General features: G+C 46.9%; 9 protein-coding genes and 1 rRNA gene. 3 read left to right on the plus strand and 7 right to left on the minus strand.

The window, feature by feature from the left end; all coding sequences use genetic code 11:
- Positions 1-30: 30 nt before the first annotated feature.
- The 6 genes from CKQ84_RS12220 to CKQ84_RS12245 all read right to left on the minus strand — a co-directional run bounded on the left by CKQ84_RS12220 (position 31) and on the right by CKQ84_RS12245 (position 6,093).
- A complete protein-coding gene (locus CKQ84_RS12220) occupies positions 31-1,353 on the minus strand; it encodes an alkaline phosphatase (protein ID WP_105251494.1) in 1,323 nt (440 codons plus the stop codon).
- A gap of 74 nt (positions 1,354-1,427) precedes the next feature.
- Positions 1,428-2,381 (minus strand): glutathione synthase, encoded by a 954-nt coding sequence (gene gshB, locus CKQ84_RS12225; RefSeq protein WP_105251495.1) that lies wholly within the window; start codon positions 2,379-2,381, stop codon positions 1,428-1,430.
- A gap of 93 nt (positions 2,382-2,474) precedes the next feature.
- Positions 2,475-3,206 (minus strand): 16S rRNA (uracil(1498)-N(3))-methyltransferase, encoded by a 732-nt coding sequence (gene rsmE, locus CKQ84_RS12230; RefSeq protein ID WP_105251496.1) that lies wholly within the window; start codon positions 3,204-3,206, stop codon positions 2,475-2,477.
- A gap of 8 nt (positions 3,207-3,214) precedes the next feature.
- Positions 3,215-3,994 carry an endonuclease EndA gene (gene endA, locus CKQ84_RS12235; protein ID WP_105251497.1) on the minus strand — a complete coding sequence of 260 codons (780 nt, stop codon included), beginning with the start codon at positions 3,992-3,994 and terminating at the stop codon, positions 3,215-3,217.
- 126 nt (positions 3,995-4,120) lie between these two features.
- Positions 4,121-4,780 (minus strand): SprT family zinc-dependent metalloprotease, encoded by a 660-nt coding sequence (locus tag CKQ84_RS12240; RefSeq protein WP_105251498.1) that lies wholly within the window; start codon positions 4,778-4,780, stop codon positions 4,121-4,123.
- A 158-nt stretch (positions 4,781-4,938) separates the two neighbouring features.
- Positions 4,939-6,093, minus strand: coding sequence for a hypothetical protein (locus tag CKQ84_RS12245; RefSeq protein ID WP_105251499.1), 1,155 nt, complete (start codon positions 6,091-6,093; stop codon positions 4,939-4,941).
- Positions 6,094-6,423: 330 nt separating this feature from the next.
- On the opposite strand from CKQ84_RS12245, the gene blaOXA reads away from it, so the two are divergent.
- Positions 6,424-7,248 (plus strand): class D beta-lactamase, encoded by an 825-nt coding sequence (blaOXA, locus tag CKQ84_RS12250; protein WP_105251500.1) that lies wholly within the window; start codon positions 6,424-6,426, stop codon positions 7,246-7,248.
- 164 nt (positions 7,249-7,412) lie between these two features.
- Here blaOXA and CKQ84_RS12255 read toward each other — a convergent pair whose 3' ends face one another.
- Positions 7,413-8,324, minus strand: a complete 912-nt coding sequence (locus CKQ84_RS12255; RefSeq protein ID WP_105251501.1) for a LysR family transcriptional regulator — start codon at positions 8,322-8,324, stop codon at positions 7,413-7,415.
- Positions 8,325-8,445: 121 nt separating this feature from the next.
- Between CKQ84_RS12255 and CKQ84_RS12260 the strand changes: the two genes are divergently transcribed.
- A complete protein-coding gene (locus tag CKQ84_RS12260) occupies positions 8,446-12,999 on the plus strand; it encodes a biotin carboxylase N-terminal domain-containing protein (protein ID WP_105251502.1) in 4,554 nt (1,517 codons plus the stop codon).
- Between the two features lie 939 nt (positions 13,000-13,938).
- Positions 13,939-15,483 (plus strand): 16S ribosomal RNA (locus CKQ84_RS12265).
- The last annotated feature ends 59 nt before the right edge of the window (positions 15,484-15,542 follow it).

Consider the following 15,542-nt stretch of genomic DNA (forward strand, 5'->3'; position numbering starts at 1 on the left):
TTGCCTTTAATGAAAGGAATCGATTAACGCTTAGCTCTTCGGTTTCTTCGGTTTTGGCAATAAGCTGAAAATCTTATTGGCGATATCAGTATTGTCTTGATGGCCGTTAAACAGCTCAGATGCGGGACCTGCGGCAAACACTTGTACGTCTGTGCCAGTGTGACCGTCGGTTGTCCAACCTGTATCAGTTCGCTTATCAATAACATGGCGAATTGCAACCGCGATGGTTTCTAATCCCTGCATTCTGGCGACCGTTAATTTTGCGATTTCTTCTTCGTTGAGCTCAAAACCTAAACCGCGGGCAAGATCGGCCTGCCATTGTTCACCGCTGATGGCGGCTAAGGCTAATGTGTCGGTACTGGCTGAAATGTTACGTAGGATTTCAGGGTTCCAGTTGTACTTTCCATCGACGCCAATCGATAGGCCACCGGTGTTATGGTCGGCGGTGATCACCATCAGGGTATCAGGATGTTCACGCACGAATTGCTCAACCACTTCAATGGCATTGGAGAATTCATCCATCTCACCCATAGCAGTGGCGATGTCGTTATTGTGACCCGCCCAGTCGATGAGACTTCCTTCGACTAACAATACAAAACCTTGGTCATTCTGCGACAGTAAACTGAGCGCTTTTTGGGTTAAAGTGCTGAGTTTTTTCGCATCTTTTTCATCAATCGCCCAAGGTAATTGGACTTCGGCAAACAAGCCTAGCACTTTAGGTTGGGTGATGCTGGCGAGATCTTCAAAACGAGTAATATGTTGATACCCCTTGGCTTTAAATTGCGCTAATAGTTCAGGGGTAAAGTATTTTTGACCACCGCCTAAGAATACATCGGCGTTGGTTTCTAGATAGCTGAGTGCTAAAGCGTCGTAGTTTTTACGGCTCTCGTTGTGGGCTAAAAAGGCTGCAGGCGTGGCGTGGTTTATCTGGGATGTGACAGCCACACCTGTGCTGAAGCCAAGGGATTTGGCTTTTTCGAGTATGGTCGGCAGCGGTTGCTTTTGGGTATCGACCGAAATCGCCCCATTGTAAGATTTAACGCCAGTGGCGAGCGCCGTTGCTGCCGCGGCTGAGTCGGTAACATAACCACTGACACTGGCGGGATAAGTGCTCGCCATACCTACAAGTAAACGGTCGAATACGGTTTGTTCGACTTCCTCTGTGTCAGGATTATCTTTGTAGTAACGGTAAGCGCTAGTGTAAGACGGTCCCATACCATCACCTATCATGATGACAATATTTTTGGGACGCGACGGTGCTTTCGTTGGACCTGTTTCTATGTTGGCCCAAGTCGGAGTCGATAGTAATAAACCTATGCCGAGTAACAAGAATGGCGCTTTGGTGAAACTCATATCACATCCCTAGAAAGTGGCTAGGCGCTTGTGATGTCAAAGCGCCTTAAATCAACAAACTCGTTGGTAAATTTTTATGCTTTGGTGTTAATGCGTGCTTCAATAGCATCCATTAACATGCCGGTGATGTCGACATTAAATGCTGCTTGGATCTCACGGATACAAGTTGGACTGGTTACGTTGATCTCAGTTAGCTTGTCACCAATGACATCGAGGCCGACAAAAATCAGTCCACGCTTTTTAAGTTCTGGACCAATGGCGCGGGCAATTGCCCAATCGCTGTCGGATAAAGGTTGAGCCACACCGCTTCCGCCTGCCGCTAAGTTACCACGGGTTTCGCCTTTCATTGGGATACGCGCCAAGGCGTAGGGCACAGGCTCACCATCGACCACTAAAATGCGTTTATCGCCTTTGGTTATCTCAGGGATAAAGGCTTGCGCCATGGCATATTGTTGGCCATAGCTGGTCAAGGTTTCTATGATGACCCCAAGGTTTGGGTCGTCCTGCTTCACGCGGAAAATCGAGGTGCCGCCCATACCATCAAGTGGCTTAAGAATAATATCGCCCTTCGCTTGGTGGAAAGCTCGGATACGTTTGGCATCACGGGTTACGATCGTTTCTGGCGTGAATTCGCTAAACCATGCGGTAAACAGTTTCTCGTTAGCATCACGTAAGCTTTGCGGCTTGTTAACGATCAACACGCCTTGTTCTTCGGCGCGTTCAAGCATGTAAGTTGCGTAGATAAACTCAGTATCGAATGGCGGGTCCTTACGCATTAAGATCACGTCGAGTTCGCTCATCGGCGTGTCTTGAGATTCACCTAGTTCAAACCATTTGCTCGCATCATTGAAAACAGTTAACGGACGCATATTGGCCATAGCCACACCGTTGACCATGGCAAGATCGGCCATTTCCATATAAAACAGCTGATAACCTCTTTCCTGCGCGGCCATTAACATGGCAAAACTGGAGTCTTTCTTAATGTTGATCTCACTGATGGGGTCCATCACTATGCCGAGTTTTATCATTAATCTGTTCCTTATTTGTCGCCGTTTGCAGGCAAAAAAGCATTTATTGGATAATGGGGTGCCATACCACCGCTGTGTGCGGCTGTGGACGGTCTAGCCTAAATCACCAAATCTGAGTTGCAGTGCCGTAATGGCGGTGAGCGAGGCGGTTTCGGTGCGTAGCACTCTGGGGCCAAGCAACACATCGGTAAATTGATAGGTTTCTGTCATGGCGATTTCTTCCGCCGACAAACCGCCTTCTGGGCCAATTAATAGTCGCACGCGGGTATGCGCCAAATCTAAGCCATTGATACCGTGTGCGGCACGTGGATGCAAATTGAGTTTAAGCGCTGAGGTCGGCTCACTGCACCAATCGTGTAAGTCCATCGCTGGGCGAACCACGGGCACTTGACTGCGTCCCGATTGCTCACAGGCGCTCACAACGATCTTCTGCCATTGCTGAATTTTCTTTTCTAGGCGTTCGCCGTTGAGTTTCACACCGCAGCGATCTGAAAACAGCGGCGTAATCGTATTCACGCCAAGCTCGACTGATTTTTGAATGGTGAACTCCATTCTATCGCCACGGGAAATCACTTGGCCTAAGTGCAAGTTGAGTGGCGACTCAGATAAATTGGCCTCACAGGAGAGCAGTTTTACTGTGACATGCTTCTTACCTGCATCGACAATTTCAGCAAGATAATCATTGCCATCGCCATTAAATAGACTGATATGTTCGCCGTTACCCATGCGTAGCACCTTGCCGATATGGGCCGCGCCATCTTCGTCTAAGTTCAACTGTTGATTGATGGCTAATGGCTGAGGTTGATAAATTCTTGGGACTCTCATTGTCGACCTTATTCGGCTAATTGTTGACGCTGTGGTGGCGCATTACAGGCATTCTGCACAAAGGGGTTATGGTTACCTTGGGTTTGCGCTATGGCGTTATCACGTTTGCACTCAATAGTATCAACTGGATAGGTTTTATCCCATGCCTTAAATAATTTTAATTGGCTAGAGGCGATTTTAAGACCATAGGTCTGCTGCATATAGAGGTAGGTTCTGGCTATCTTACCGCGGGTATTCGCGGGAGGTTGTGCTTGACGATTCTTAAAGTCGACTACCATAGCACATTGGCCATATTGGTCGGCCTTACCGTTCCATTGGCTAAATCGGAAGTTGCTGCGATCGCCATTGACCTCACCAATTGCGGGTACCAAATTATGCATGTCCGATTCCATTTTATTAAATTCATTACTGTTATCGGCACAGTTTTTACGGCCACCCTTTTGCCAGCATTGGAGTTGATGGCCAAATTCCCAGGCGGGGACTATGTGTTCCCACTCGATACGGTTAGCGCGGGTTTCCTGTTTACGGACTTGATAACCACAGCTGGCGAGATCGGGTTTCCACGATTTGCCTTTGATCTGAATTTCACAGCCACAGTAAAAGCTGACTGCGGGCAGAGTACCTTGGCGACTGCCTGCGTAGAGCGCCTGTGACTTGGTTTTCGCTTGGCTGAAACTGCTGGGATGTGACACTGAGGCACTTGCGGGCACAGATAAGGTCGCCGCCCAAGTGATTAGGCACAACAAAAGTCGCCGTGAATTAACGGTTAAAGAAGCTATGTTCAAAATTTATCCCAAAATAACAAACACTACGCGAGCCTTTGGCTCATCTTTTATGGCGTGATGGTAAGGGAAATATCGCTGTTTATGCAAATTGAGTCGTACTTAGGTGGGAGTTTTGTTTGCTGAAAGTCGCTAGTTCGCAGTTAAATGGGTCTTACAGCGTTTACAAATATAACGACTTTCACCACGCAACACCTTGTTATGGCGTCGAATACTCAGTCGAATCGGTCCACAGGCGCAGCGATACTCAACATCGCGACTCGTAACTGAAGTGGTATTAAAGCTATGTGTGGTACTCGGATTGACCTTAAATACCGTTAACATCAAAGATTGCCATTCTTTACCGTGGGGCTTGGTTTTGCCAAAAAGCTGAAAACACAGCAAATGACAAATTTCGTGGGGGACGACCTCAGTCAGAAATGCCTCGCTGTTTTCGCGTAGCAATACAGGATTGAATCGCAAGCGATTCTGCTGCAGATGAGCCGTACCCGCGCTCTTACCCCTTAGACTAAATTGAGTGACTGGGCGTGGAAAAGTGCGCTTAAGCGATATCTCGGCCTCTTGATAACAGGCTTCAATTCGCTCTAGTACTTGAATTTGTAGTGACGAGAGTGGGCGTGATGAACCGGTGAAAATATGTGCCTGAGCCGGATTTGGTGCTGGTGGACTCGTTATCACCTGCGACTTATCTTGGCTTTGGCCCAAGGCTGCGTACGTCGATTTTGTCAGCGGGGCAAGTGCTTCACTGCTGCGACGGCGTAAGGCATTGAGTAAGTCAGCGGGTTTCAGCATAGGGTTAGCGTTGGATCTCGTCGGTTAAAGATAAAATTGAGTGCTTAAAACTTATCGGTGATTAAGCCTGCCTAAGCGTTCACATCAGAAGCGTTCGCATCATAGCGAACGCTATCTGACAATGCCAGTTTCGGCCAGTTTCAGCCAGTGTGACTTGGCTATAAACTCGCTGCCGCCTGCATCACCATAGTGCGTACTTGTTCGACTATGGCTTGCTCAGTATCGGCATCATAGCCTTTGACTCTTGGTGTGTGAATGTGGCCGACCTTGGCATGGCTATTAAACTTTTGCTGCAAGACTATGGCGCGATAGGAGATTTCATTAGAGAGATAACCGCCGCCAGAGCCTTCGACTGAGGTTTCGTTTTGCAGTTCGTTTAATGATGTTGCACTAAATTCGCCGCTGGCAAGGGTAGTGACAGTATGGTTATCATTGACTTTCCATTGACCATCTTTGACTTGCATAGCCGAAACAGGCAGTGAAAATTCCACAAATTCGGGGCCGATAAAATCTTTACCATTAAGCTTTGGGGCAACCGGTGCGGTTTTAGTGCCGCCAGTGAGTACGTTTTGGTTATCGGGCGCCGCTGCACTGCGATTTCGCCCTGGGAAACGTTCAATATCAAAATCAGTTCGGCCCATGCTAACGGTGAACACAAATTGGGTTTTGGGATCGCGATAAATCGGGCTCAATAGCGACTCGATAAGCCCTTGGTCAAAATCTTCAAAACGCACTGGCACCATAGCGGTTTCTATTTGCGCCGTTTTCCCATTAATTTCAAAGCGAAAACCATCCAAGGCGAGGGCGACTAGACCTGAAGGATTACTCTGGGTGATATCTTTGTCGAGGAAGAAAGGATCGAAACCCGTGAGGAATATTTTGATTTGGACATCATCACCATATTGAATATCGCTAAAACCCCGTGAGGCCTTTTCAACTGCACTCATTAATATATCTTGTTGCCAATCGGCCATTTTAAAGTTGGCGCTGGTGGTTTTTAGACTATTAAGCATGGCAAGGCGAGCCCAGTATAAAGGTCGGTCGTCAAAATGCCCTGACTGCACATCGCGGACAGCTTGTTGCCATAATCTGTGTCCTTGGCGCGCCGCTAATTGGGTGGCGTCAACTTCGTTTTTCTTTGAGCTCAGCTGAGCCAGACCATCGTCAAGTGCTTGATAGCGAGTTACTACGTCGCCTATGGTTTTTTCGGCTGCTGGTAGGCGGGAAACTTCAACGTCACCAAATAACTGCACGGCACTGGCTGTAGTCATTAAGCTGGTGGTGAGGATGAGTGTTAACACTGGCTTCAACATGTTTGGCTTCCCTGTAGTGATTAGATGTTATTCATTGGAAATAATGATTATTTTTTTCGTGCGGATAGTCTCTTATGCCAAAAAGTATGCACTACAAGCTGAGGGTAATAAAGTTAAGCTCAGTGATCTTTGTCATCTTATGCCAATATCTTCTATCACAAATCATGTGGCGCTGGCATTAACCCATCTGCAACAGTGCAATAGGGTCTAGTTTGCCTCTTTTTTGCCACAATTGGTCAGCAGTTTGCTAGGGCTTGCCAAAACCCTAAGTGATAGCCTTAATCACTTTTTTAGTTCATTGGATTGTTTATTTTTCTACAAGGAGACTTTATGCGTTTGTTCACCATATCGGCTGTGCTGGTGATGTCGTCTATTTTAGTGTCGTCAAGCTTAGTGGCGCCGACTTTTGCATCTACTACAGCTAAGGAGTGGCAAGAAACCCGCAGTTGGGATGCTAGTTTTACTCAGCACCAAACTAAAGGCGTAGTGGTGTTATGGAATGAAAACAAGCAACAGGGATTCACTAATAATCTTAAACGTGCCAATCAAGGTTTTTTACCTGCATCGACGTTTAAGATTCCTAACAGTTTGATCGCGCTAGAGCTTGGCGTGGTGAAGGATGAGCATCAAGTCTTTAAGTGGGATGGTAAAAGTCGAGATATCGCAACTTGGAATCGTGATCATAACCTTATTACTGCAATGAAGTATTCGGTTGTGCCTGTCTACCAAGAGTTTGCTCGCCAAATTGGTGAGGCGCGTATGTCGAAGATGATCGCCTCGTTTGATTATGGTAATGAGGATATTTCGGGAAATTTGGATAGCTTTTGGTTAGATGGTGGCATACGAATTTCGGCTACGGAGCAAATCGATTTCCTACGTAAGCTTTATCACAACAAGATACACGCTTCTGAGCGCAGTTTACGTATTGTTAAGCAAGCCATGCTGACTGAAGCGAATTCTGACTATATTATCCGTGCGAAAACCGGTTATGCAGTCAGAGCAGAACCAAGCATTGGCTGGTGGGTAGGTTGGGTTGAACTCGATGATAATGTATGGTTTTTTGCGATGAATATGGATATTCCCGACGCCGCAGGTTTACCATTGCGTCAAGCCATTACTAAGGAAATCTTAAAACGGGAACGCGTTATTCCTTAGCCCATGCTAGGTCGCGTAAGCATAGCGTATCTAAACCTTGCGAGAATTGCGTATGAAGCGGCCTACTTGGCTGACATCAATCTTGATACTGAAAGCCTAGACTCAGATCTAGGCTTTTTTATTGGGCTTTCTTGAAACAGGTTTCCTTGATGCGACGGGAAACGTTAACCCATTAGGGATTGCAGGCTTTCTTGGCTGCTGAAGCGTTTTACGAAGAAGTCTAAGAAGACACTGATGTTGGTGGCCAGTTGGCGTCGGCTCGAATAAACACCGTAAACCTTAAAAGGTTCAATCGGCCATTCCTGTAAAATCGGTACTAGCTGTCCATTAGCAAGTTCGGTTTTACAGGCTGAATTGGATAACATGGCGATGCCAAAATCATCTATGGCTAATTGCTTCACCATTATCGGGCTGTTGACCCTCACTTTACGCTGAAAGTTCGCCATGGTTTTACGCGAACCTTTACCCAGTGGCCAAATTGGTGCTGAGCGAGAAGTCCCCAATAAAATCCCACTGTGCAGGCTGAGTTCCTTTGGGGTCGCGGGTGTGCCTTTGAGTTTTAAGTATGCAGGGCTTGCCACTAAAATTGGCTGGCGTTCAAACAGTAATCTTGCGACTAAGTCCGACGATTGAAGTGGACCATATTTGATGGCTATGTCATATCCTTCACCGACTAAACCAATATCGTTGTCGGTAAACTGGACATCCAATTCAACATTGGGATATAAACGCATAAATCCGCTACAGAGGTTAGCGATAAGTTCTTGGCTAAATGACACTGGGATTGCAATGCGTAATGATCCTGACACATCATCGTGAGTATTCTCGATAACTGCCTTGGCCGCTTCTACCTCATTGCGAATCGAATCACAGTGTTGATAAAAGAGTGCCCCGATTTGGGTCAAACTCAAATTACGGGTGTCGCGCTGTAGTAATCGCACGCCAAGTTGTTCTTCTAGCTGCGCGATTTTGCGACTTATGGTGGATTTTGGGTGGCCGGTTTCACGTGCAGCTTGGGAGAATCCCTTCGCTCTAACTACGGCTGCAAATAGCATCATACCGTTTAAATCTGGCATGTTATTCCCACTGTCTCATATTTGGAACAAAGCGTCCTATGCAGTTTAATGGCATTTGACGGGATAACAAAGTTATATTTATTGGCTAAAAATTTTCAGAGGCTAAGCAGAGGATCTTTTGATGACCAGCAATAATCAGCCCAAACACATGACTCAAGCCCAAACGCCCGATCCGCTTTTTTTACAGGCCGAGCATTTGGCAAAAGATTTTTCTCTGTTTCCTAAGCACAGTAAACAGAGTTTATCGGAAGAAATTAAAGGTCTTTTAAATGAGGATGCTATTCAAGCAAACTTAAAAGACTTGGCATCTTTAGATGTCGACGGTTACGTTGCTAAAGTGATCCAGCCGACCCAAGATAAAGGTCGTCCTGGTGCAAAACGTATTATTGCCGATCTTAAAGGTCGTTTGATTACGGAAACTCACTTGGGCTCTTTTTACAGTGCTGAGGTCGAGCTGAACTTTGGTTCACGCACTCGTCGTATTGGCTTTATTGCCCAAGAACGCACTACCGCTAACGGTGCTTGGATGCCTGAGCATCATTACGCCGCTTGTAAAGCAATTCGTCATTTCGCCGAATTGTCTATGCCTATTATCTATTTAATTGATACCCCAGGGGCGGATGCTGGCGAAATCGCTAACAGCCAAAACCAAGCGCATTCAATTTCTAAAGCCATCGCAGAAAGTGCCAACGTTGACGTACCGACAGTCGGTATCGTAATTGGTGCTGGTTATTCTGGTGGCGCAATTCCATTAGCGGCGGCGAACATTCTGTTGTCGTTGCGTGACGGTATTTTCAACACGATCCAGCCACAAGGTCTGCAAAGTATTGCCCGTAAGTACAACTTATCTTGGCAAGAATGTGCGAAATCTGTGGGTGTATCACCAGAAGAGCTTTATACCTCAGGTTGTATCGACGGTATTATCGACTTTTCACCGGGCGATCGCGACGAGCGTCAGCACAATCTGCGCCGCGCTATTATTAGCAGCGTAGAAGCGGTTGAGCGTGCAGCGATGAATTTTGTGCGTGAATCTAAAGATTTACGTGAGCATTATGATCGCAGTTTAACTCGTTTCCTTAATCCATCTAAAAACTTGATGGCTTTGGAACTGAACGCAGAATTGGCTGTGGCAACGAGCCCGACCAGTCACCATAACTTGTTCGGTAGCGCCTATCGCTATTTGCGTTATTTAACGCTACGTAGCCGTATCCATTCTATTTCTCAAGAGCAATATGGTCGTCTGTCACGTGCTAGTGTGCCAGAAGGTGATCTGTTGGCACGTATTCAACAGGAACAAGACCGTGTGTTCCAAGCTTGGTTGTCTAACCCTGACAAGCTAGTTTATGACGAAGATTTGAATAAATTGTGGACTAACTTTGTCGCTAAACGTGACGAAGTCTCTACCGAGCGTAACATGCTGACACGTTTGATTTTGGGGGAGCCAAAAGAGAACTATAAAAAAGCACGTAAGGCGCTGTTATTTAACATCAGCTGGTCTTTGTATCATCGCTGGAAGAGCAATGCGGCTAACAACTTTAAAGGGCTGATTCAACACTTAGAAAGTTTGCCAAAGTCTGTGACTCAAGCTAAATGGCCTGAGCTGAATCAGCTGACTGTGCTTGATGTGGTGGTAAATGAAGAACTGCGTGAAGACTTTATTTGGCAATGCCATAACATTCTGATCTTCAATGCCTTGTATGACAACGTTGTGGGCAGCTTAGCGTCAATCGCGAAAGAAGCCATGATGTCAAAGAGTTTGTCACGTAACTCAGTGAACAACCTGTTGCACAAGTCAATTGACCATGCATTGTCGACGCAAGATACCTCGAACGACAAAGCTAAGTTCTATAAGTGGCTCAAGTATTTTATGGGTCAATCGAACCGCGCCGATTTGTTGGTGCGAGTAGAGCAGTGGAAGAGTGTGGGTTTCCCACAACTTAACGACAGTCTATTCGTGGTACTGACTTACTTCTTCGAGCGTTTACTGCCTGAGTATTTCGATAGTGAAAGCGATACCAGCAAGTACACTGGTGCGATCAACCCTGTGCGTATCGGTCGTCGTAAGGACTTCTGGAACCGCTTGACCATGGGTTATCAGGATCTATTGATCCAAAAAGTGCTGCGTGACGAAAAACGTAAAGGCAACATGACTTGGGAAAATGTGGTGAAGCAGTTCTTTACCCATTTCGAAGAGATCAACGGCGACAAAATGTCGGCTAACTTGCTCAACTTCCCAGGCTTCCGTTTATCGATTGAAGACGCATTAGATAAAGGCATTCGCCCATGTGGTTTGATCACAGGTATTGCTGACTTTAAAGAAAAAGGTCAAAAAGTGCGTGTGGGTGTGGCTGTGTCTAACACCGCATTCCAAGCGGGTGCATTTGATATGGCCAGTGCTGAGAAATTCTCTGCACTATTGATTGAGTGTGCTAAGCGTAAGTTACCCGTTGTGTGCTTTATCAGTTCAGGCGGGATGCAGACTAAAGAAGGTGCCGCGGCGCTATTCTCTATGGCCGTTGTGAACGATCGTATTACGCGTTTTATTCGTGATAACGAATTGCCAGTATTGATGTTTGGTTTTGGTGACTGTACCGGTGGTGCGCAGGCGAGTTTTGTGACTCACCCATTGGTGCAAACTTACTATCTGTCTGGTACTAACATGCCATTCGCAGGTCAAATGGTGGTGCCAGCTTACTTACCATCAACGGCAACGCTTTCTAACTATTTGTCAAAAGTTCCTGGTGCGATGGCGGGCTTAGTCCATAACCCATTCAGCGACAATTTAGACTCTCAGTTAGCGGGTATCGATCCTCTGATGCCAATGCCTTCGGCAAAAATCAACGATGTGATCATCAATGCACTGTCGACCTTAGTGGTTGAAGCTACTGTTGAAGAAGAAGTGATCGTGCAGAACGATCCACGTAAGTTAATGAAGCCAATTAACAAAGTATTGGTTCACGCTCGTGGTTGTACAGCTGTGAAACTTATTCGTAAGGCTCACGACAATAATATCAATGTGGTATTAGTGGCGTCTGATCCTGATATGACATCAGTGCCCGCGGACATGCTCAAAGAAACCGACAAGTTAGTTTGTCTCGGTGGTAACACATCGGATGAAAGTTACTTGAACGCATACTCTGTGCTGAAAGTAGCCGAATATGAACAGGTTGATGCATTGCATCCAGGTATCGGTTTCCTATCAGAAAGCCCGCAGTTTGCTGCATTGTGTGTGAATAACGGTGTTAACTTCGTCGGTCCTAGCGTGCATTCAATGACGACTATGGGTAACAAGTCGAACGCAATTAAGACATCGCAAGCGCAAAACGTACCTGTTGTGCCTGGTTCGCACGGTATTCTGACCAATGCTGAACAAGCCGTAAACGTGGCGAGCGAAATCGGCTATCCAGTACTGCTTAAAGCGGTACAAGGTGGTGGCGGTAAAGGTATTCAGGTTGTAAAACGTCCTGAAGACATGATTGGTTTATTCCAAAAAACTGCAACCGAAGCGGCTGCAGCCTTTGGTAACGGTGACTTGTACTTAGAGAAATATGTGACATCACTGCGTCACATCGAAGTGCAGTTACTGCGTGATAAGTTCGGCAACGCGAAAGTATTAGGTTTGCGTGACTGTTCGGTTCAACGTAACAACCAAAAAGTGGTCGAAGAATCTGGCTCAACTATGTTGCCGGATGAGCTGAAGCGACAAGTGCTGGCTTATACCCGTGCCTTAGGCGACGCGACCGATTACATGGGCGCAGGTACCGTTGAGTTCATCTATAACTTAGATGCAAACGAAGTCTACTTCATGGAAATGAACACGCGTCTGCAGGTTGAGCATCCAGTTACGGAAGCGACTTCAGGTATTGATATCGTTAGCGCGCAGTTTGATATTGCTGCTGGCCGTTCGATTGCAGCGTTAGAACCGAAAGAAATTGGTTATGCGATGGAAGTACGTGTGACGGCTGAGAAAGCGGCGCTTGATAGCCATGGTATACTGCAACTGATCCCAAATCCGGGCAAGATCACTGAGTGTGTGTTCCCAGATCATCCAGATGTGGAAATCATTTCGATTGCTGCGCCAGGTAAAGAAGTATCGCCATACTACGATAGCTTGATTGCGCAAATCATCATGCGCGGTGAAAACCGTGAAGATGTCATTGCCAAACTGTACGAATACTTAGACAGTGTAGTGCTGAAAGGCATCGCGACTAACATTCCGTTACTCAAGCTGATCCTGAAAGATGGTACCTTCAACGAAGGTGTTTACGACACTAACTATCTACCACGCTTAATGGCTGAGCTCGACATTCCTGCGTTGATAGCAGAAATGGAAGCTGCCGCTGAAACTGTGGAAGTAGACACTGAGTCACTGCGTGTTGGCGAAAGTAACGAACTGAAAGTGTTAGCCCAAGGCGCAGGTATCTTCTATACCTCTTCTGCACCGGGTGAAGCGGACTTCGTGAAAGAAGGTGACATAGTCACAGTCGATCAAACGCTAGCACTAACAGAAGCGATGAAGATGTTCTCGCAAGTGACCTTAGCCGGCTTTAACCGTCAGAGTGCGATTCTGTACCCTGAAGATAAGAAGTATCGTATCGAGCGCATCCTGAACAGCAATGGTCAGCAAGTGTCTCAAGGCGACTTACTGTTCGTGGTCTCGCCTGTTGAAGAATAAGCTCAGCGTTTAACGCCATAGCTGAATGAGAAAATACCCGCATTGGCGGGTATTTTTTTGCTTCTAAATTATTGCCACTAAATTTCCTGTCACTAAATATCCTGTCACTAAATATAGGTAAGCGCACATGCTACTCTTAATGTGCATGACGTCTTTGATGAATCAACTTAGCTTTAATAGATAAGCTCATCACTAACAAGTGGCCAATATCAGCTTTGTGCAATACGACCTGTATCTCTGATTAAGTCGGCAAAGAGTCTCTTTAATCTATCGTTCGCCCATTTATTAGAACAAGCTGCATCAAGAATCCACCTCTGGCCTCGAGAATCAACGGAATCTCCGTGCTTTATTCGTATATAGAGGCTCATCAAACCTCATTTTAAGTTGAAACTGAGTCTAAAATGAGCGGGGTGTGGATAACTTTGGGGGTAAGTGGTGGATATGGTGTGGCTAGATTAGATAATTAGAATTAACTGCAAATTTCCTTAAAATAGGGGTTGCACAAAATCTCCTGCTCCCTATAATGCGCATCCACTGACACGGCAGACAGCGTTTAGCAGCCTGATGTGACGGTTCATTGATGAGTTTACTGATTGATGAGCGAAAAGAAAGTTTGCAAAAACTCCTTGACGCGAAACGGGAAATGCGTAGAATACGCAGCCCTAGCCAACTGGAAGCGTTCAACGCTCAGTGTGGTACTCAAGTTCTCTTACGAATATTGAGTTGCTCTTTAACAAGATAAAACAAGAAATCTGTGTGGACACTCACAGGTGTTGAGTTAATCGAAACTGCTTAACCTTCGGGTTGGCAGTCAAAAATTTAAATCAATGTAACAATGAGTGTTCATAGTAATATGTACAGTTTGTTTCTTTTAGCGAGAAACAAAAAAATCAGAATTCATTGAGCCGCTGAAGTCGCAAGACGGAAGCAACAAAACTTTAATTGAAGAGTTTGATCATGGCTCAGATTGAACGCTGGCGGCAGGCCTAACACATGCAAGTCGAGCGGCAGCGGGAAGATAGCTTGCTATCTTTGCCGGCGAGCGGCGGACGGGTGAGTAATGCCTAGGGATCTGCCCAGTCGAGGGGGATAACAGTTGGAAACGACTGCTAATACCGCATACGCCCTACGGGGGAAAGGAGGGGACCTTCGGGCCTTCCGCGATTGGATGAACCTAGGTGGGATTAGCTAGTTGGTGAGGTAATGGCTCACCAAGGCGACGATCCCTAGCTGTTCTGAGAGGATGATCAGCCACACTGGGACTGAGACACGGCCCAGACTCCTACGGGAGGCAGCAGTGGGGAATATTGCACAATGGGGGAAACCCTGATGCAGCCATGCCGCGTGTGTGAAGAAGGCCTTCGGGTTGTAAAGCACTTTCAGTAGGGAGGAAAGGGTGTAACTTAATACGTTATATCTGTGACGTTACCTACAGAAGAAGGACCGGCTAACTCCGTGCCAGCAGCCGCGGTAATACGGAGGGTCCGAGCGTTAATCGGAATTACTGGGCGTAAAGCGTGCGCAGGCGGTTTGTTAAGCGAGATGTGAAAGCCCTGGGCTCAACCTAGGAATAGCATTTCGAACTGGCGAACTAGAGTCTTGTAGAGGGGGGTAGAATTCCAGGTGTAGCGGTGAAATGCGTAGAGATCTGGAGGAATACCGGTGGCGAAGGCGGCCCCCTGGACAAAGACTGACGCTCATGCACGAAAGCGTGGGGAGCAAACAGGATTAGATACCCTGGTAGTCCACGCCGTAAACGATGTCTACTCGGAGTTTGGTGTCTTGAACACTGGGCTCTCAAGCTAACGCATTAAGTAGACCGCCTGGGGAGTACGGCCGCAAGGTTAAAACTCAAATGAATTGACGGGGGCCCGCACAAGCGGTGGAGCATGTGGTTTAATTCGATGCAACGCGAAGAACCTTACCTACTCTTGACATCCACGGAATTCGCTAGAGATAGCTTAGTGCCTTCGGGAACCGTGAGACAGGTGCTGCATGGCTGTCGTCAGCTCGTGTTGTGAAATGTTGGGTTAAGTCCCGCAACGAGCGCAACCCCTATCCTTATTTGCCAGCACGTAATGGTGGGAACTCTAGGGAGACTGCCGGTGATAAACCGGAGGAAGGTGGGGACGACGTCAAGTCATCATGGCCCTTACGAGTAGGGCTACACACGTGCTACAATGGCGAGTACAGAGGGTTGCAAAGCCGCGAGGTGGAGCTAATCTCACAAAGCTCGTCGTAGTCCGGATTGGAGTCTGCAACTCGACTCCATGAAGTCGGAATCGCTAGTAATCGTGGATCAGAATGCCACGGTGAATACGTTCCCGGGCCTTGTACACACCGCCCGTCACACCATGGGAGTGGGCTGCAAAAGAAGTGGGTAGCTTAACCTTCGGGGGGGCGCTCACCACTTTGTGGTTCATGACTGGGGTGAAGTCGTAACAAGGTAGCCCTAGGGGAACCTGGGGCTGGATCACCTCCTTACCTATACGACTAACTTAATGTTTGTTGAGTGTTCACACAGATTGCTTGTTTAGCTTCTC

It is taken from the genome of Shewanella sp. WE21 (assembly GCF_002966515.1).
Lineage (GTDB): Bacteria > Pseudomonadota > Gammaproteobacteria > Enterobacterales > Shewanellaceae > Shewanella > Shewanella oncorhynchi.